16 protein-coding genes are annotated in these 18,195 nt (G+C 72.3%); 5 read left to right on the top strand and 11 right to left on the bottom strand.

Annotation, left to right across the window (positions count from 1 at the left end; genetic code table 11):
- Positions 1 to 12: 12 nt before the first annotated feature.
- The 5 genes from ACH4E8_RS14045 to ACH4E8_RS14025 all read right to left on the bottom strand — a co-directional run bounded on the left by ACH4E8_RS14045 (position 13) and on the right by ACH4E8_RS14025 (position 5,184).
- Positions 13 to 1,023 (bottom strand): DUF5914 domain-containing protein, encoded by a 1,011-nt coding sequence (locus ACH4E8_RS14045; protein ID WP_398447726.1) that lies wholly within the window; start codon positions 1,021 to 1,023, stop codon positions 13 to 15.
- On the bottom strand, positions 1,020 to 2,015 hold the full coding sequence (locus ACH4E8_RS14040) for a phytoene/squalene synthase family protein (protein ID WP_398447724.1): 996 nt from the start codon (positions 2,013 to 2,015) through the stop codon (positions 1,020 to 1,022). The genes ACH4E8_RS14045 and ACH4E8_RS14040 overlap by 4 nt, the downstream gene beginning before the upstream one ends.
- Entirely contained in the window at positions 2,002 to 3,573 is a 1,572-nt protein-coding gene (gene crtI / locus ACH4E8_RS14035; RefSeq protein WP_398447722.1) for a phytoene desaturase family protein, read from the bottom strand. Before crtI ends, ACH4E8_RS14040 begins: the two co-directional genes overlap by 14 nt.
- Entirely contained in the window at positions 3,570 to 4,712 is a 1,143-nt protein-coding gene (locus ACH4E8_RS14030) for a polyprenyl synthetase family protein (RefSeq protein ID WP_398447720.1), read from the bottom strand. The genes crtI and ACH4E8_RS14030 overlap by 4 nt, the downstream gene beginning before the upstream one ends.
- Positions 4,713 to 4,983: 271 nt before the next feature.
- The gene (locus ACH4E8_RS14025) at positions 4,984 to 5,184 is read right to left on the bottom strand and encodes a hypothetical protein (RefSeq protein ID WP_398447718.1); all 201 of its coding nucleotides are present in this window, start codon (positions 5,182 to 5,184) and stop codon (positions 4,984 to 4,986) included.
- Positions 5,185 to 5,690: 506 nt separating this feature from the next.
- Here ACH4E8_RS14025 and ACH4E8_RS14020 point away from each other — a divergent pair.
- From ACH4E8_RS14020 to ACH4E8_RS14005, 4 genes are all read left to right on the top strand, one after another.
- Complete coding sequence (locus ACH4E8_RS14020) at positions 5,691 to 6,587, top strand: endonuclease/exonuclease/phosphatase family protein (RefSeq protein ID WP_398447716.1); 897 nt, start codon at positions 5,691 to 5,693, stop codon at positions 6,585 to 6,587.
- 55 nt (positions 6,588 to 6,642) lie between these two features.
- Entirely contained in the window at positions 6,643 to 7,398 is a 756-nt protein-coding gene (gene cseB / locus ACH4E8_RS14015; RefSeq protein ID WP_398447714.1) for a two-component system response regulator CseB, read from the top strand.
- Between the two features lie 5 nt (positions 7,399 to 7,403).
- Positions 7,404 to 8,654, top strand: a complete 1,251-nt coding sequence (locus ACH4E8_RS14010; protein ID WP_398447712.1) for a sensor histidine kinase — start codon at positions 7,404 to 7,406, stop codon at positions 8,652 to 8,654.
- Between the two features lie 180 nt (positions 8,655 to 8,834).
- A complete protein-coding gene (locus ACH4E8_RS14005) occupies positions 8,835 to 9,815 on the top strand; it encodes a D-alanyl-D-alanine carboxypeptidase family protein (protein WP_398447710.1) in 981 nt (326 codons plus the stop codon).
- Positions 9,816 to 9,842: 27 nt separating this feature from the next.
- Here ACH4E8_RS14005 and ACH4E8_RS14000 read toward each other — a convergent pair whose 3' ends face one another.
- Both ACH4E8_RS14000 and ACH4E8_RS13995 read right to left on the bottom strand, forming a co-directional pair.
- Positions 9,843 to 10,742: an alpha/beta fold hydrolase gene (locus ACH4E8_RS14000; protein WP_398447708.1), complete on the bottom strand. Its 900-nt coding sequence runs from the start codon at positions 10,740 to 10,742 to the stop codon at positions 9,843 to 9,845.
- A gap of 134 nt (positions 10,743 to 10,876) precedes the next feature.
- Complete coding sequence (locus ACH4E8_RS13995; protein WP_398447706.1) at positions 10,877 to 12,322, bottom strand: multicopper oxidase family protein; 1,446 nt, start codon at positions 12,320 to 12,322, stop codon at positions 10,877 to 10,879.
- A gap of 317 nt (positions 12,323 to 12,639) precedes the next feature.
- Here ACH4E8_RS13995 and ACH4E8_RS13990 point away from each other — a divergent pair, with 317 nt between their 5' ends.
- Positions 12,640 to 13,734 (top strand): methyltransferase, encoded by a 1,095-nt coding sequence (locus tag ACH4E8_RS13990; protein ID WP_398447704.1) that lies wholly within the window; start codon positions 12,640 to 12,642, stop codon positions 13,732 to 13,734.
- Between the two features lie 51 nt (positions 13,735 to 13,785).
- On the opposite strand, the gene phzG is transcribed toward ACH4E8_RS13990, so the two are convergent.
- From phzG to ACH4E8_RS13970, 4 genes are read right to left on the bottom strand one after another with little or no spacing between them, the layout of a single operon-like run.
- Complete coding sequence (gene phzG / locus ACH4E8_RS13985; protein ID WP_398447702.1) at positions 13,786 to 14,478, bottom strand: phenazine biosynthesis FMN-dependent oxidase PhzG; 693 nt, start codon at positions 14,476 to 14,478, stop codon at positions 13,786 to 13,788.
- The gene (locus ACH4E8_RS13980; RefSeq protein WP_398447700.1) at positions 14,471 to 15,310 is read right to left on the bottom strand and encodes a PhzF family phenazine biosynthesis isomerase; all 840 of its coding nucleotides are present in this window, start codon (positions 15,308 to 15,310) and stop codon (positions 14,471 to 14,473) included. The genes phzG and ACH4E8_RS13980 overlap by 8 nt, the downstream gene beginning before the upstream one ends.
- Positions 15,311 to 15,364: 54 nt before the next feature.
- Positions 15,365 to 17,347, bottom strand: coding sequence for an anthranilate synthase family protein (locus ACH4E8_RS13975; protein ID WP_398447698.1), 1,983 nt, complete (start codon positions 17,345 to 17,347; stop codon positions 15,365 to 15,367).
- Positions 17,344 to 17,967: an isochorismatase family protein gene (locus ACH4E8_RS13970; protein WP_398447696.1), complete on the bottom strand. Its 624-nt coding sequence runs from the start codon at positions 17,965 to 17,967 to the stop codon at positions 17,344 to 17,346. The genes ACH4E8_RS13975 and ACH4E8_RS13970 overlap by 4 nt, the downstream gene beginning before the upstream one ends.
- Positions 17,968 to 18,195: the final 228 nt, after the last annotated feature.

Below are 18,195 nucleotides of genomic sequence, written 5' to 3'. Positions count from 1 at the left end.
AAGCCACGCCGCTCACCCGGGGAACCGGCCGGTGCTGCGCAGGGTCCAGCGCCGTTCGGCGTAGGCCAGGTCGTCGCGCCACAAGCGCCCGGCCGTACGGCGCATCAGCGGGCGCAGCACGGGGGCTGCGGCACGGGCGAGGGCGAAGCCGGGCCGGTCCGAGGTGGCGACGGTCGCCTCGACCACGGCAGTGCGCGGACGTTCGTGGTCCAACCCGGTCAGTGGCGTCGCGTGCGTCTCCACCACGGAGGCGACCCCCTCACCGTCACTGATGCGCATGACGACGGTACGCGGCTCCGGCGCCGTGAACTCGGCCCGCACGGGTACCACCAGGCGCCCGGCCACCCGGAAGGAGACGTCGACGACGAAGGCGTCGTCCTCCTCGCCCTGCGGCTCCCCCACGACCGACAGGTCGACGAACGAGTACGGGTGGAACCACGAGCCGTGCCACGGATCGAGTCGGTTGGCCACCACGTCCTGCGGTTCGCACCGCCCCACCGCCGTGAACACCGCGTCCACCCCGCTGCCCGTCGCCGGCCGCTCGGGCACCACGGGAAGCTCAGTGGGTTCCTCTCCACCCACCTCGTCCAGCCGTACCCAGACCAGTACGCCGTCGTCGTGCACGGGGAACGGCTGCCAGCCGGCGAACGGAGAACCGTCCAGCGCAAGCCCGTGCCAGTGGCAGACCAGCGTGCCGCACACCACCCGGCTGTCGCGCAGGGGAGCGCCCAGATGCGGGCAGACGCCCGGCCCCGCGTGCAGCCCTCCGTCGTCCGAGCGCCACAGCACGACCTCCACACCACCGACCGTCCTGCCGTACGGGCGGTGGCCCGCGCGCATGTTCCGGGAGGGGCCGATGACGAACCAGTTGCCGGACGGGCGGGCAGACGCCCGCTTGAGCGCGTCGGCGATGAGCGACGGTCGCGCCTGACGCCAGGTCGGTGCCTGCGCCGCCCAGTCCGGGTTGCGACGCCGACGCCGCAACGGTGGGACCCAATGCTCGTCGCCCGTCCCCCTGCTCACCGCACGGTTCCCTTCCACTCGACTGCCTGACCGCCTGCAAGAACCACGCGGCCCGGGTTGCGGGCGCGCCACCGGGCACCGGCCACGTGCAGCACGCCGGCCGCCGCCGTGGCCGCACGACGTCGGCGCGACACCACCGCACGACGGTGCAGCACGGTGTAGTCCTGCTCGGCGATCGCGTCGAGGATTCCGCGGTAGAGGGTGAACGCGGCGCGAATGCACGGACGCACCCGCGGATCGAGCATGGCGATGCCCGGCTCCGCCGTCCGGTACACGTTCCGCGTCAGGGCCTCAGCCGCGATGAGAGCGGCGCGGACCCGCGCATCGCGGCGTCCGGTGCGTCGGCTCCACTCCAGGAGCGGCCGATCCACACCGTGGGCGGCGAGCAGGTCCCCGGGCAGGTAGATGCGGCCCCGGTCGAGGTCTTCGCCCACGTCCCGCAGGAAGTTGGTGAGCTGGAACGCCACGCCGAGCGCTGCCGCGTGCGGCGCCGCCTCCTGACGGGGCGTGACGGTACCGAGGACCGGCAGCATCTGTAGGCCGATCACCGCCGCTGAACCGTGTACGTAGCCCTGCAGGTCGGCGTAGGTGGGATAGTCCGTGACGGTCAGGTCGGCCCGCATCGAGGACAGGAAGTCGACGAAGAGCGCGTGGTCGATGTCGTACCGGCTGGCGGTGTCGGCGACGGCTCGGACCACCGGTTCGTCGCCCACGCCGGTGCCCAGCCCGTCCGCGAGGTCGTGCTCCAGCCGGTGCAGCAGCCGGTCACGCTCCTTGGCCGTCCGGTGAGCGTCGAGGTCGTCCACGATGTCGTCGGCCCAGCGGGCGAAGCCGTACAGGGCGTGCACGGCCGCGCGGCGTTCGAGCGGCAGGAGACGGGACGCCAGGAAGTAGGTCTTGCCGTGACGGGCGTTGAGCTGTCGGCAGCGGGTGTAGGCGGTGCGCAGCACGGGGTCGACGATCCCTGCCGCGTCGAGTTCACGACGGGTCATCGGCACCTGCCGAAGCCGGCACGAAGGACTCGTCGGCCCGGGTCAGGGGCGGGCGCGCGCGGGCGGGCCGGGGGCCGATTCCCCCGGTCACGCGTGCGGCGGCGAGCTTGCCGCTGATGAGTACGGTCGGTACGCCGACGCCCGGTGTCGTCCCGCACCCGGCGAGCACCACGTTCTCCACCTCCCGGACGAGATTGCGCGGGCGGAACGGTCCGGTCTGGGCGAACGTGTGGGAGACCGAGAAGGGACTGCCGGCCGCATGCCCCTGCTCCTCCCAGTCGAGCGGGGTCACCAGGAGTTCTTCCTGGACGCTGTCGGCGAACCCGTCCAGGCCCCGGCGTTCCAATTCGGCGACCAAGCGGTCGCGGTAGCGGGGACCGAGGTCTCGCCAGGTGGCGGCCGAGGGGCCGACCGCGGTGTTGGGACAGGGGGCGAGCACGTAGTGCAGGTGTCGTCCCGGCGGTGCCAGGGCGTGGTCGTGTGTCGTGGGACGGGTGATCAGCAGGGAGGGGTCGCTCATCAGCTCGCCCCTGCGGGTGAGCTGGTCGAAGGTGTGCCCCCACGCGGCGCCGAAGGAGATCGTGTGGTGGGCGAGGTGGGACCAGGTGCGGTCGGTGCCCGCGTGCAGGACCACGGCGGACGGTGAATGACGCAGACGGACCGGACGACGGGGCCGACGTCCCAGCAACTCGTAGGCAGCGGGCAGCTCGCACGTCAGCACCACCGCGTCGCAGGGGATCCGTTCGCCGGAGGTCAGGCGGACGGCGCGCACGCGACCGGCCGAGCGCTCCAGCGTGCTCACTTCGGCCGTCCAGCGCAGATCGGCGCCGGCGTCCGCCGCCGCGTCCGCCATGGCGCGGGGGATCGCGTGCATGCCGCCCTTCGGGAACCAGACGCCGGCCACGGTGTCCATGTACGCGATCACCGCGTAGGCCGCGAGCGCCCGGGCCGGGGCCACGCCGGCGTACAGCGACTGGAAGGAGAAGACGCGGCGCAGGCGGTCGTCGGTGATGAAGCGGCCGATGCGGCTGTCCAACCGTCCGAAGCCGCCCAGCGCTGCCAGCCGGGCCAGGTCCGGGTGCAGCAGTTGGAAGGGCGAGTCGAAGTTGGTGTCGATGAAGCGGCGCATCTGCGTCCGGTACAGGCGCTCCAGCCAACGGCGGAGGTCGCGGTAGCCGGCCGCCTCACCCGGTCCGGCGAAGCGCCGGACCGCCGCTTCCATCGCCTCACCGTCGGTGTGCACGTCGAGCGATGACCCGTCCGCGAAGCACGCCCGGTAGGCCGGATGCAGAGCCGTCAGCTCGACCCGGCGGTACAGGCTGTCGCCGACGGCGGCGAACGCCTCGTCGGCCAGCTGCGGCATGGTCAACACCGTGGGGCCGGTGTCGATCCCGTATCCGCCCAAGTGCACCCGGCCGGCCCGGCCGCCGGGACCCGCGTCCCGCTCGACGAGCGTGACCTGACGGCCCGCACCCAGCAAGTGCAGGGCGCAGGCCAGTCCGGACAGCCCGGCACCCACCACGACGACGTGGTCGGTCGGCCCCGGCACCCTCTTCACGCGACCTCCTCCGCACGGCAAGGGGCAACGCCCGTGGCACCGTGGACCAGCGCCGCGAACTCGCGGCGTACGGCCGGGTGTGCGCCAGTGCGTTCGAAGTGGCCGAGGCTGATGTACGTGAGCTCTTCGATCTTCGCCTCCACCAGGTCGTGGGCTCCGGTGCGCCTGAGTGCCGCTCGCACCTGGTCCACGGCGTACGCGGAGGTCGGGGCTGCGTCCGGAGCCAGTCTCGCGGTGGCCTGGTGATCACCGGCGGCGTCGGCGAGTTGCAGGGCGACGGCGAGAAGGTAGGTGAGTTTGCGGGACCGCAGGTCGTCGTCGGCGGGCTTGCCGGTCAGTGCCGGGTCGCCGAAGGCTCCCAGGAGGTCGTCACGGAGCTGGAAGGCCAGCCCGGCGCACCGGCCGGCCGCCCGCAGGGCGTCCAGCACGTGCTCATCGGCTCCCGCCAGCGCGGCACCCAGCGCGAGGGGCCGGGCGACGGTGTACAGAGCGCTCTTCAAGGTGGCGATGGTCAGCGCCTCGTCGGCACCGGACGAACGAGCCGCCTGGGCGTGCAGGTCGCGGTACTGTCCGGCGACCATCTCGGTGCGCATCGCCTTCCACTCCTGATGCAGGTGGAGGCCGTGCGGGGTGCCGAGTGCCGTCTCCGTCAGCAGGTCGTCCGCCCAAGCCAGCGCCAGGTCCCCGGCGAGTACGGCGGCCGAGGCGCCGAACGACTCCGCCGAACCGTGCATGCCTGCGGACCAGTGCCTGCGGGCGAACTGCACCTGCACGGCCGGTGCGCCCCTGCGCTGTACGGATCCGTCCATCACGTCGTCGTGCACGAGGGCGCACGCCTGCAGCAGTTCGAGGGCGGCCCCGGTCCGCAGGACCTCGGTGGTGTCACCCGACCCGCCCGCAGCACGCCATCCGCAGTGCGTGAACGCCGTGCGCAACCGCTTCCCGCCCCGCTGGACCAGCGTGGCCAGCAGGTCGGCCAACTCCCGGGCGAAGACGGGATCGACAGCACGGGACTGACGCAGGCGTGCGTCGAGGACCTGTTCCAGAACGGTGCCGACGGCATGCGCGACGTCGCGCGCGGTGAGGGGGTCTTGGCCCAGGTCGGCCGGTGCGGCCACTATCGACGGCGTTCCAGGCATGCACGACCCTCTCTCGCTCTCGGACATCTGCACATCAGTGCTTCCGCCGAGTGCCCCGACACGGATGCGTTGATTCCTTCCCGAAACGGCCCCGCGCCGAGCAGGCCCACTCCACTGGCCGACCGCCGGGGGTTCGCCCACCCGGAGTCACACGTCGACCGTACGATCACCGCCGTTCGTCACCCGACCGCTGACGGCGACTCGTCACTCGGCGACGACCTGCTCGGCTGCCCGGCTGGAGCGGAGGCGCACGGCCGACAGGGCCACGTCGTCACTGCCGTCGGGTGGGAACCGCTCCAGCAGGTGGGAGCAGGTGGATTTCGGGGTCGTGGGGCGTGGTCGCCGCCTCCGTGAGCAGGGCCGCGAGGGAGACTTCGACGTCCCCGTAGCGGCGTTCGATCAGGCCCTCGGAGACGAGATTGTCGGCCGTGTCCGGCCGGGCACGTGGGGTTCCACCTGCACTCCGGGGCAACCGGAGGTGCGCCTCCTTCAGGACGCGATGCGCGGAGCCGGGCTCCTCACCAATAATGGCGCCGGCCCCCGACCGTCCGCCCCACGGCCCCCAGGACCCACAGCACCGCGCCCACGCCGACGAGAACGGCCCCGACGGTCCACAGGAACCCGATGCCGGTCACCATGCCGACGATCAGCAGAACAAGCCCCAGAAGTATCACGGTCGTTCCTCCCATTCGCTGCGAGAACCGTCTGAGATGCGACTGCCACGGCCCGTCGCGAGGAAACCTGGAGCATGCGTCGATACGTGGTTGATACGGAGTCGCGCGAGCGCCGAAGCACGCCGTCGGCCAGGCAGAAGTCCGTCTCCCCGAGGCTGGTGGCGTACCCGGAACCGGGTGGACGCCAGATGGGGAGACACCGCACGTGCCGAGCGCTCCGACAGCCCTTGAACCCGTTGAGCCCGCTACCGACCCGGCGCCGGAGCAGCGGGGCGCCCCCGCCCGGCCCCGGCCCCGGGGCCGGGTGCTCGCAGCCGTCGGGCTGCTCTGGGCGGGGTTGATGGCGCTGAACGGCCGGATTCCCCACGGGTTCGGCAATCTCGGCAGCCTCTTCCAGACGCTGCTGCCCTGGACGGGCATCGCCGTACCCGTGCTGCTCGGGCTGGCAGCCGTCCGCCGCTCCCGCCTCGCGGCCGTCGCGGCCCTCGTGCCCGCCGTGGTCTGGGCGGTGCTCTTCGGCGGGACCCTCACCGACAAGAGCACCGGCGGCGGCGATCTGACCGTGGTGAGCCACAACGTGGACGAAGGCAACCCGGACCCGGCGGGCACAGCGCGCGCCCTGGCGGCCGTGGACGCGCACGTACTGGCGCTGGAGGAGCTGCCCACGGACTCCGTGGAGGTGTACGAACGCGCACTGGCCGGCGCCTACCCGCACCATGCGGTACGAGGCGGGGTCGGCCTGTGGAGCCGCTATCCGCTGAAGGACGTGGCGGCGGTGCCGATCATGCCGTGGACCCGCGCGGTACGGGCCACGGCCGACACCCCGCGGGGGCCCGTCGCGCTCTACGTCGCCCATCTCGCGTCGGTACGGGTCCATCCCGCCGCCGGATTCACCACCGAGCGCCGCAACGAGGCCGCCCGGGTCCTGGCCGCGGCGCTCCGTTCGGAGCCCCTGCCCCGGATCGTGCTGATGGGCGACTTCAACGGCACCTCCCGGGACACGGCGCTCGCCCCCGTCTTCTCGGCGCTCCGCTCGGCCCAGCAGGAGGCCGGCGACGGCTTCGGCTTCACCTGGCCCGCCGCCTTCCCCGCGGTCCGCATCGACGACGTCCGGGTGAAGGGGATCACCCCGCGCCGGTCCTGGACCCTGCCCGCCACCGGCAGCGACCACCTGCCCGTCGCCGCGTCCCTGAAGCTGTGACCCCCGCTTCCCGGTGCCGAGGAGGTCGGGCGACTGATTACGATACGAGGGTCGGATGAACGAAGGCGGCCAAGTGAGCGGTGTGTCGGAACCCCGGGTCCCGGACCCCCTCAGGGTCCTCCTCGTCGAGGACGACGACGCCATCCGGCGCTCCGTCCAGCTCGCCCTGGAGCGCTACGGCTACCGCGTCACGGTGGCCGCCGACGGACTCGGCGGTCTCGACGCCTTCCGCGAAGGCGACCACGACCTGCTGATCCTCGACGTCATGCTGCCCGAACTCGACGGGATCGGCCTGTGCTGCCGGATCCGCGAGCAGAGCCAGGTGCCCGTGCTGATGATGTCGGCCCGCGGCGACGCCCTCAACGTGGTGGCCGGTCTGGAGGCGGGCGCCGACGACTACGTGGTGAAGCCCGTCGACACCGCGGTGATGGTCGCCCGCATCCGCGCCCTGCTGCGCCGCGCCACCTTCCACCCGCCCGGGCCGGCCGCCCCGCCCGTCCGCGCCGCGGGGCGCGACGGCGCCGGGTGCCTGGTCTTCGGCGACCTCAGCGTCGACACCCGGGGCATGGAGGTGCGCAGGGACGGCGAGATCGTCCCCCTGACCCCCACCGAGCTCCGTCTGCTGCTGGAGTTCGCCGCCGCCCCCGGAGTGGTCCTCGACCGCCGCAAGCTGCTGCGCGAGGTCTGGGACTACGGCTGGGAGGGCGACACCCGCGTCGTGGACCTCTGCGTCCTGCGGCTGCGGAAGAAGATCGGCAGCGGCCGGATCGAGACCGTCCGCGGCTTCGGCTACAAACTCGTCCGCGGCTGATCGCCGTGGGCTTCTTCAACCCCCGCGCCCTGCGCTGGAAGATCGCCGCGCTGACCGCCCTCGCCTGCTGTGCCGTCGCCGTCGTGATCGCCCTCCTGGTCCGGGACGCCAACCGGGACCGGATGGACAGAGTGGGACGCGAGCGGGCCGCGACCCAACTGGAGACGGCGAAGGAGCGGTACCAGCGGCAGGGGAAACGGCTGCCGGGCGTCGACATCCGCACCCCGGACGAGACGCCCGCACCGCTGCTGCGCGATCTGGCCGAACAGCGCCGCCGGGGCGGGGACACCGGCATTTGGTACCAGGTCGACAAGCCCGACGTGCACTGGATGTGGGCGGCGACCGCCGTCGACGACGGCAGGATCCTGACCGCCAGGACGGACATGTTCTTCGAGGAGCGCAGCCTCCAACTCCAGGACCGCTCCATCGTGACCTCGGTCCTCGTCGCCCTCGCCGTCGTCGTCCCGCTCGCCGCGCTGGCCATGGAACCGGTCGTGCGGCGCCTGGGCCACGGTGCCCGCACCGCCCGGGCGATCGCCGACGGCGACCTCGACGCCCGGATCGGCAGCCCCGGGCGCGCCCGCGACGAGGTCACGGAGATGTCGGCCGCCGTCGACGAGATGGCCGCGGCGCTCCAGCGCAGACTGGAGAACGAGCGGCGGTTCACCGCGGATGTCGCGCACGAACTGCGCACCCCACTGATGGGCCTGGTCACCACCGCCGGACTGCTGCCCGAGGACGACGAGGTGGCCCTCCTGCTCCGGGACCGGGTGCGGGCGCTGAACGCGCTGGTCGAGGATCTGCTGGAGGTCTCGCGCCTCGACGCGGGTGTCGAACGGGCCGATCGCGACGCCGTGCCGCTCGGCGAATTCGTCACCGACGTCGTACGGCGTCTGGAAGCGGGCCCCGGAGTCACGGTCACGGTCCCGGCCGGAGACGACGTCCGGGTGGAGACCGATCCGCGCCGGGTGGAACGGATCGTGGTGAACCTCGTCGTCAACGCCCAACGGCACGGCGCCGAGCCCGTCCGGATCACCGTCACCGGGAACCGGATCACGGTCCGCGACCACGGTTCCGGCTTCCCCGCCGCGCTGCTCGACGAGGGGCCGCAGCGGTTCCGCACCGGCGCGAGCGAACGGGGGCGCGGGCACGGGCTCGGACTGACCGTCGCCCAGGGGCAGGCCGGGGTGCTCGGCGCCCGGCTGGCCTTCGCCAACGCCCCGGACGGCGGCGCCGTCGCCACCCTCGACCTGTAGCCCGTATCCGGGTCCGTCCCGCGTGCCCCGTAAGGCCGCACGGCCGTCGGCGCGGAACGAAACCAAACGGCAACGCAGCTACGCGGCGGTGGAAACAGCGCCGCACCGGTACCGAAGAGCGACTCCCCGAAGGTGGTTCCGGGTGCCCGACCGCACCCAGAACCACCGGAGGTGTCCTCTATGTCCGCCGTACGCCGCTCCATCCGACCGGGCCCCGGAGCCCGGCCCCGCCGTCTGCTCCCCGTCCTCCTGGTCGTCGGCGCGCTGCTCGTCGGAGCGTGCGCCCGGCCCGACGACGAAGGGCCTTCCGGCTCCGACGTCGCCGTGGCCATGGATCTGGACTGGCCGAACGAGGGTCAGGCCAGCGTGGCCGTCGAGGGCATCGGCAGCCTCGGCACCAAGGGCAGGCAGACCCCCGTCCCGATCGCCAGCGTCACCAAGGTGATGACCGCCCATGTGATCCTCAAGGACCATCCGATGAAGGCCGGCGGGGCCGGCGCGAGCATCGTCGCCGACCAGCAGGCCGCCGACGAGGCGTTCTCCGCCGTCGAGTCGGCCGCACCCGTCCTGGCCGGACGCTCCTACACCCAGCGTGAACTGCTGGAGATCATGATGGTGTCCTCCGCCAACAACGTGGCCCGGCTGCTGGCCCGCTGGGACGCGGGCAGCCAGGAGGCGTTCGTCGCCAAGATGAACCGGACCGCCGCCGCGCTCGGGATGGACCGCACCACCTACACCGGGGTGAGCGGGATCGAGTCCGACACCCGCAGCACCGCCGACGACCAGATGAAACTGGCCCGCGCCGCCATGAAGGACCCGGCCTTCCGCGCGATCGTGGCCACGCCCGCCGTGACGCCGCCCGGCGGCGTACGGCTCGCCAACACCAACAAGCTGTTGGGCCGGGACGGAGTCGTCGGGCTCAAGACCGGCTCCTCCACCCCGGCGGGCGGCAACCTCGTCTGGGCCGCCACCCAGGAGGTCGCCGGCGTCTCCCGGCTCGTCCTCGGCGTCGTCCTCGGCCAGCGCGCGGGCAGCACGCCCGCCGAGGGCAGCGCCGCCGCGCGCGATGCCAGCCTGGCCCTGATCACCTCGGTCCGCGCGGGTCTGCCGTCTGCGGTCACCCGGGCCGCCGCGGGCGGGGCGTCTCCGGTGGCGCGGTAGCGGGCGCCGGACGGTCCCTTCGACGGGTCAGCCGCCCATCGCGGGGGTGAGCGGGGCGAGGAAGTTCTCGATGTGGGCGAGGAGGGCGAGCGGGGCTTCGTCGATGGCGTAGTGCCCGGCGTCGGGGAGCACGGTGAGGGTGGCGCGGGGGAAGTGCTGGAGCCAGGTGGCGCGCATGACGTCCGGGGAGAGGGCGGGGTCGTGGGCCCCGGCGACGGCGAGTGCGGGCACGGCGCTGCCCCGGACGAGCGGGGACAGGTCCGTCCCGGCCCAGTCGGGGAAGTACCCGGCGAGGGCGTCGCGGGTGGAGTTGGCGAGGGACAGCCGCACCATGTGGTCCAGCCAGGGGCCCGGCAGCCGGTCGCCCGTGGTGGTGCTGATGATCGCGCGCCGGACGGCGGGGTCGTCGGCGGCGGAGGCGAAGAACTCCCAGGTGGCGTCGGAGAGTCCGGCGCCCGAGGCGGGGACGGGGGAGATGCCGACCAGCGCCCGCACCCGGTCCGGAGCGAGGGCGACGACGTGCTGGGCCGCCTTGCCGCCCATGGAGTGTCCGATGACGGAGAAGGTGCTCCAACCCAGGTGGTCGGCGAGGGCGAGGGCGTCGCGGGCGATGCGTTCGGTGGTGTACGGGCCGGGCAGCTCGCGGGCCTCGCCGTAGCCGCGCTGGTCCATCGCAGCCCAGGCGAAGCGTTCGGTGTCCACGTACGGGAAGAGCGGCAGGTAGCTGCTCCGATCGGAGAACCAGCCGTGCAGGGCGAGCACTTTGTGCGGGCCCGAGCCGTGGAGCGCATGCGGTGGGACGACGGTGCTCATGACGTACTCCTGGAGCGTGGGGAGCAGGTGGCCGTGCGGCAGAACGGGTTCGACGGTATCGCCCCGACTGCGCTCGGTCACCGCGCGGACGGCCCCGATCTGCTGGCCGTCCACCGGACCGTGGTGACCGAGCCCTGCCGCGTTTCGAGCCGTCCGTCCGCTCGCCCACGCGTCGTCGACCGCCCGCCGTGCATGCGGACCGGTGACCGCGCGCCCGGCGCTTCGCGGGCGAGCGGACGCCCCGCAGCTCAGGCGATCTTCATCGTGGCCATCATGCCCATCGCGGAGTGGTCGAGCATGTGGCAGTGGTACACGAACTCCCCGGCGTAAGTGTCGAAGGTCGCCTGGAGCTTCACGGTCTCGCCCGGCATGACCGCCACGGTGTCCTTCAGCCCCGCCTCGGCCGGTCCCGGGGCGGCCCCGTTCCGTTCGATCACCCGGAACTGGACCAGGTGCATGTGGAAGTTGTGCGGGGCCCTGGTGTTGGCGTTGGTGACCGTCCAGACCTCGCTGGCGCCGAAGCGGATGTGCTGGTCGATGCGGTTGTGGTCGTAGACCTTGTCGTCCATGAACGCTTGGGGGTTGGGCCGGCCGTCCTCGTCCATCCGCATCACGATGGTGCGCTGGGCGGTGGGCGTGGGCAGCGGGGGCAGGGTGCGTAGCACCGGGGGGATGGAGCTGGGGTCGCTGGCGGTGCGGGTCACGTCGAAGCGCAGGATCTGTTCGGCCGTGCCGTTGCTGGCGACGCTCTCCAGGAAGATCTGGGTGCCGAGGGCGAAGGTGGAGAAGTCGATGACGATGTCGGCGCGTTCGCCGGAGGTGATGAAGAGGGAGGGTGTGGTGTGCGGGGCGGGTAGCAGGCCGCCGTCCGAGCCGATTTGGATCATGTTGGTGTTGCCGGAGAGACGGAGGGTGAAGAAGCGTTGGTTGGAGGTGTTGGCGAGGCGGAAGCGGTACTTGCGGGCGGCGACTTCGAAGTAGGGGTAGGGCACGCCGTTGGTCAGCACGGTGGTGCGGGTGCGGTCGCCCATGGTGTAGACGAGTTGACCGGCGGCGTCGAAGCGCGCGTCCCGCAGTTGGACCACCACGTCGTACGCGTCCTTGGGCAGCGGCAGGGCGTCTTCGACGTCGTCGCCGATGAGGTAGCTGCCCTGGAGGCCGCGGTAGACGTTCTCCGACTCCAGGTGGTGGGCGTGGTCGTGGTACCAGAGCGAGGCGTGCGGCTGCTGGTTGGGATAGGTGTACACCCGCGTGCTGTTGGGCGCGATCAGGTCCATGGGACCGCCGTCGCTGTACGGCTCCACCGAGGCGCCGTGCAGATGGCGCGCCACCGGCACGGTGAGCCCGTTGTGCTGGTGGATGACGACGGGGCGATTCTTCCGCGCCTTGATGGTCGCACCGGGGAACTGGCCGCCGTAGGTGAGCACTTGGGTGTTCAGGCCCGGCAGTATCTGCTTGGTGGCGGTGACCACGCTGATGTCGTACCGGTCCACCCCACCGGTGGTGGACGTCGGCTGCGCCACGGGTATCAGCGGCATGGCCGTCTGGAACGGCACGATGGGCGGCGGCGCGGCCGCCTTGGCCGCGGTGTCGGCCGCGTCCTTGCTGGTGAGCACGGGGACCAGCGCGGCCCCCGTCGAAGCCACGGCAGCGGTGGCGAGCCCTGCGCCGAGCACACGTCTTCTGGTGACCATGATGTGTCCTTAAGAGGCTGTTGATCCGGATGCTCCGGAAGGAACGGCTGAGGAACGGCTCATGCGGCCGTGACTCCGGTGGCACGCGCATGGACACGTGGATCATGACCGCCGCCGTTTGACGCCGAATTGAGGATCGATCGAGGGACGCCGTCCCCGTCGTCCCGGTCGACGGACACGGCGCGGTGCTGGCCTGACTCTCGAACGGCCCCCGAAGGCTCCCCGGCAGACTGCGGGCGCCGGCCCGGGCCCCCGTGGACCCGTCACCGGCGCAGGTCAGAGGAGTCGGAGAACATCAGGAAAAGGGGAGATCACCCATGGCAGGCACCCTCCGCGAGACCGCGGCCCCGCGGCCCGCGGCAGACACCCCGCACGGCGCCGACGCCGGGCACGACCCCGGCTCCGCTGCTGCGGCACAGGCCACGGACGAGCTGCTCGAACTCTCGCTGGGCTACCTCTACTCGGCCGCCCTGAACACCGCCGCCCGCTTCCGCATAGCCGACCACCTGACGGACGGTCCGCGCACGGCCGGAGAACTCGCCGCGGCAGCGGGCGTGGACGGCCCGTACCTCTACCGGGTCCTCAGGCTGCTCGCCGCCAAGGGGGTGTTCCGGGAGGACGAGGCGGGCTGCTTCCACCTCACGCCGTCCGCGCGACTGCTGCGTACGGACGCGGCCCAGTCGTTGCGCGACTACGTCCTGGTCCGCGGCGAGCCGGTCTTCTGGCAGTCGGCGGCCCAGTTGCACGAGGCGGTGCGCACCGGGACCAACGCGTTCGAGTCCATCCGCGGTGTCCCCTTCTACGACCACGTGGCCGCCGACCCGCGGCTCGCCCGGGCGTTCAACTCCAGCATGGCCGCCTTCTCGCAGGTGCTCAGCAACAAGGTGGTCGATGCCTTCGACTTCGCCGGATGCAGGAGCGCCGTGGACGTCGGCGGCGGGCGCGGCGGGCTGCTGCGCACCGTGCTGCTGCGCAACCCCCACATGACGGGGACCCTGGTCGATCTGGAATCCGTGGTCGCCGGACACGAACTCGACCTCCCCGAGCTGGCCGGTCGGTGGACCGCCGTGGCCGGGGACTTCTTCTCCTCGGTGCCGTCCGGCGCCGACGTCTATCTCCTCAAACACGTACTGGCCAGTTGGCGCGACGACGAGTGCGTGCGCATCCTGCGGACGTGCCGCGCGGCCATGCCCGCGCACGGCCGCCTGCTGGTCGTCAACGCGCTGATCCCGCCGGGCAACGAGCCCCACGCCGGCAAGACCGGGGACGTGCTGATGATGACGGTCCTCAACGGGCGGGGCCGCACCCGTGCGGAGTACGAAGCGCTGCTGGCGGCCGCGGGGTTCACGGTCGTCGGGGTGGCGGACACCTCCTCGCACGCCTCGGTCGTCGAGGCGGTGCCCGCCGGCTGAGGGCGAGCCCCCGGGGAGGCCCGGGGGGTCCGCCCGCCTCAGAGCGGTGGTTCACGGCTGGAGCCGGTCGACCCTCCAGCCGTCGGCCGTGCGCTCGTAACGCAGCCGCTCGTGCAGCCGGTCGGTGCCGTTGGCCCAGAACTCCACGGCGGCGGGCACGAGCCGGTAGGCGGCGAACGTCTCGGGGCACGGAAGCGCCCGCTGCGACGCGCCCAGCGCCCGTGCCCTGACGCGTAGTTCGGCCACGTCGGCGGGGCCCTCCAGCGGGCGGCTCTGCCGGGAGGCGGAGCTCATCGCGTGGGTGAAGACGGGCCGCGCCTCCCACAGGGCCCGGGCGTCGGAGTGCGGGAGCCGGTGCACCGGGCCGGCCAGCGTGATCTGCTGGCTGGTCTCCCTCCAGTACAGGACGCCCGACGCCCACGGGTTCTCGGCCAGCTCCCGCCCCTTCCGGCTGTCGGCGTGGCTGACGAAGCCGATGCCGTCCTCGGTCACCGAGCCGAGGACGACGACGCGCGACGAGGTGCGGCCGCGAGCGTCGGCGGTGGCCAGCGACAGCGCGCGCGGCTCCCGAACGCCGAGGGACGCGCTGCGTTCGAGCCAGGCGGCCAGCAGGCCCATCGGTTCGACCGGCGGCACGTGGTACTCGGGGAAGGGCACCTCATGCGTCCCGGTGAGCGACTCCGACCGCGTCGCGTGCGGACGGCCGCCGTCCGGGGCCGCGGGCGGCAGATGGGGCTCAGACATGGAGCACCCCCTCGGCGGTGACGACTCCGTGGCCGCCGACCTCGACGGAATCGACGTGGTCGCCCTGCCCGTGCACCAGCGCCTCCATGAGCGAGGGGCGGCCGATCTCGACGCCCTGGGTGATGCGGGTGTCCTGCCCGTACGGGCTCAGGCCGTGCCGTGCGAGATGGATGGCGATGGGGCCGGCCGCGGACCCGGTGGCCGCGTCCTCCACCACCCCGTAGGCCGGCGAGAACATCCGGTTGCGCCAGGCGCTCCCGCTGCCGGCGTAGCAGTTGACCGCCAGGTCCGCGAAGGACGACAGCGCGCGGTGATCGGGGCTGACCTGCGACAGGGCCGCCACGCTGTCGAGCCCGACGAGGACGTGCCGCGGGCCGTTCACGTAGATCTCGACGGGAAGGGCCGACGCGCCGATGCGCAGCGCGTCCAGCAGTTCGTCGGTCCGGTCGAACGGTTTCCACCAGGGCACCGGCTGGCTCATGCTCGCCCGGGCCACCCGTTCGCCGACGTGCTCCAGGGTGAAGGGAATGACGCCCATGGCGGTCTCCAACCGCAGCCGGTCAGTGCCGGCGCGGCGGCCCAGGGCCACGGCGGTGCCCAGGAGCGGGTGTCCGGCGAAGGGGAGTTCGTTGACCGGGGTGAAGATCCGTATGAGGGCGTCACCGTCGGGGTCGCGGGGACGCAGCACGAACGTGGTCTCGGAGAGGTTCATCTCCCGGGCGATCCGTTGCATCTGCTCGGCGGTCAGGTCGTCGCCCTCCAGAACGACGGCCACGGGGTTGCCGCTCAGGGGGCGGGCGGAGAAGGCGTCGACGACGACGTACTGGTGCATGGGCTCCTCACTCGTCACAGGGGGCGCCGCGGGCGGCGTGGGCGGGACGTCCGATCAGCCCGCCATGACGGACGCCCGATCCAGGACGTCGGCCAGGGCCGTGCCCACGATGCGTGGACCGCCGTGAGTGAGCACGGACTCCGGGTGGAACTGCACGGAGGTGAAGCCCGGGCCGCGCAGCGCGTGGACCTCCCCGCTGACGGCGTCCCTGCTCACCTGGACGGCGCCCACCTCGGCCGCGGCGAACACGTCGTGCTCACAGGCGAGTGCGAAGGTGTTGTAGAAGCCGACGTGCTCGGCGGCGCCGAACAGGTCGATCTCCTGGTGCACCCCCTGGCTGGGTGCCGCTTTGCGGCGCACCGGCAGCCCGAGCCGCAGACCGAGCACCTGGTGGCTGAGACAGACCGCGAGGAACGGGTGACGGCGGCGCAGCAGGGTGTCCACCGTCGCGTGCAGGTGCCGCATCCTCGGGTCCGTCGTGTCCCGGGGGTCGCCGGGCCCGGGGCCCATCACCACGAGGTCGTGGTCCGTCAGCGAGCCGTCCTCGTCGAAGCGGCGGACCGTCACCTCCAGGCCCAGGGACGTGAGCTGCTGCTGGAGCATCGAGGTGAAGGAGTCCTCCGCGTCCACCAGGAGGGCACGGGCGCCGGCCAGCCGCGGGTGCGGACCGGTGCGCCCGGCGTCGCCGGCGAGCCAGAAGGAACCGATCGCCTCGTTGCGCAGCTCCAGCGCTTCGCGGACGCTCGGGTGGCCGGCGAAGCGCCGCGGTTCCTCGTTGAGCGCGGCCAGGAGCCCGGCGGCCTTGGCCCGCGTCTCGGCCGCTTCGGACCCGGGGTCGGAGTGCCGCACGATCGTGGCGCCCACGGAGATGCCGACGCGGCCCGTGGCGGAGATGTCCGCCGTACGGATCAGGATCGTGGAGTCCATCGCGCGGCTGCCGTGCGCGTCCCGTCCGATGAGCGCCGCTGCGCCGCTGTAGTAGCCGCGGCCCTCCGGTTCGTACCGGCGGATGGTCCGGCAGGCGCTCTCCAGCGGGCTCCCGGTCACGGCGGGCGAGAACATCGTCTCGCGCAGGACGTCCCGGACGTCGCGGTCGGTCGTGCCTTCGATCAGGTACTCGGTGTGCGCCACCCGGGCCATCTCCCTCAGCCGCGGGCCGACGACCCGGCCGCCCGCGTCGCAGATGCGGCCCATCATCTTGAGTTCCTCGTCCAGGACCATGTACAGCTCGTCGGTCTCCTTGCCGTCGCGCAGGAACTCCAACACGCCTTCCAACGTGGGACCCGACGGGGGATAGCGGTAGGTGCCGCTGATGGGGTTCATCACGGCGGTGCCGAGTTCGAGGCTCACGTGCCGCTCGGGTGAGGCGCCGACGAGGGTCCGGGTGCCGGTGTGGATCAGGAAGGTCCAGTGCGCACCGGACTCCCGTTCGACGAGCCGGCGAAAGAGCGCGGGGGCGACGTGCGGGCCGTGGTCCGTGATGTCCGCGACGTACGTGCGCTTGATGACGAAGTTCGCCCCCTGGCCCGTACCGATCATCTCCTCGACGATGCTGCGCACCACTTCCTCGTACGCCTCGTCGTCCACGTCGAAGCCGCCGCCCGACAGTCGGGTCGGCACCTGGGGGATGCGCGTCAGCGCTTCGGCCAGCGGCAACCGCTGCTGGTGGGTGATGTCGATGGCCACCAGTGGCGTTCCGTCGTCGACGCAGGCGAATCCGCGCTCGACGAGCTGCCGGTAGGGAAGGAGTACCAGCACGTCGTGCCGTGGCTCAGCGGCCGAGTCCGAGCCGGGGGCCGGCGGCAGGGGAATGTCCGCGAGCGCGGCGGGGAAGGCCACCGTGCCCTCGACGACCTCCATGACGTCCGGGCCGGTGACGCCGGGTCGGTACAGCAGTGCGAACGCGTCCGCCTGCCCGGCCAGCACCCGCTGGAGCACGTCCGTATCCCGCTGGAGCACATCGATCTCCCGGCGGAGCACATCGGTCTCGCGGTGGTCGCCGCCTTCCGCACGGCCGTCGGGCTCGCCGCCCGTCATGTCAGGACCCGTTTCACCGTGGTGACCAGGGCACAGCGCTCGGCCGCGTAGTCGAGGGCCAACCGGTGGTACTCCTGCGAGAAGTCCGCGGTGGCGTCCGCGACGAGGAACGGCTGTACGTCGTGGCTGAAGGCGTCGAGCGCGGTGGCGAGGACGCCGACGTGGGCGTAGACGCCGCACAGGACGAGCTGATCGCGGCCCGCGGTGCGCATGCGCTTGAGGAGATCGGTCCTGAAGAACGCGCTGTAGCGCCGCTTGGTGAACGTCCAGTCGATGTCGGTCGGTGCGAGGGCGTCGACGATCTGACGGTCTTCGGGAGTCGTGCGCATCCCCGGGCCCCAGAAGTCGTGGAGCAGACCGCGTTCGGCCTTGCTCATTCCGCCCGGCTGAGCGGTGTAGGCGACGGGGACGCCCAGAGCGGTGCAGCGGTCGCGCAGTTGCGCCGTGTGGGACACGAGCGGATCGCTCAGGCTTCCGGGCAGCGGCCTGAGGAAGTACCGCTGCATGTCGTGGACCAGCAGGACGGATCGCTCGGGGTCGAGGCTCCAGTCCACTGCGGGGGAAGGGAGATCGCCATCGGTGGGCAGCGGGTACGCGGTCACAGGGGGTATGCCGGTCATCGATCCATTTCCTTGTTTCACACAGGTGCGTCAGGAGTGCGGTGCCGAGCGGGCCGTCGATCCCCGCCGGTCGGGCCGTTCGCCTTTTTGATGTCTCGTCAAATGTGCGCCGCCGCCTTCGATGCCGAATCGACGCCGAATCGACGCGGTGCGCGGGTGCTCACCGAACGGGCACCCGGCCGTCCCCGTCGAGCCGGCGACCTCGATGCGATCCGTGTGACGGCGATG

The sequence above is a fragment of the Streptomyces sp. NPDC017979 genome (genome assembly GCF_044328175.1).
GTDB lineage: Bacteria > Actinomycetota > Actinomycetes > Streptomycetales > Streptomycetaceae > Streptomyces.
Note: the sequence above shows the minus strand (reverse complement) of the source record. Positions and strands in the feature narration are given on the sequence as shown.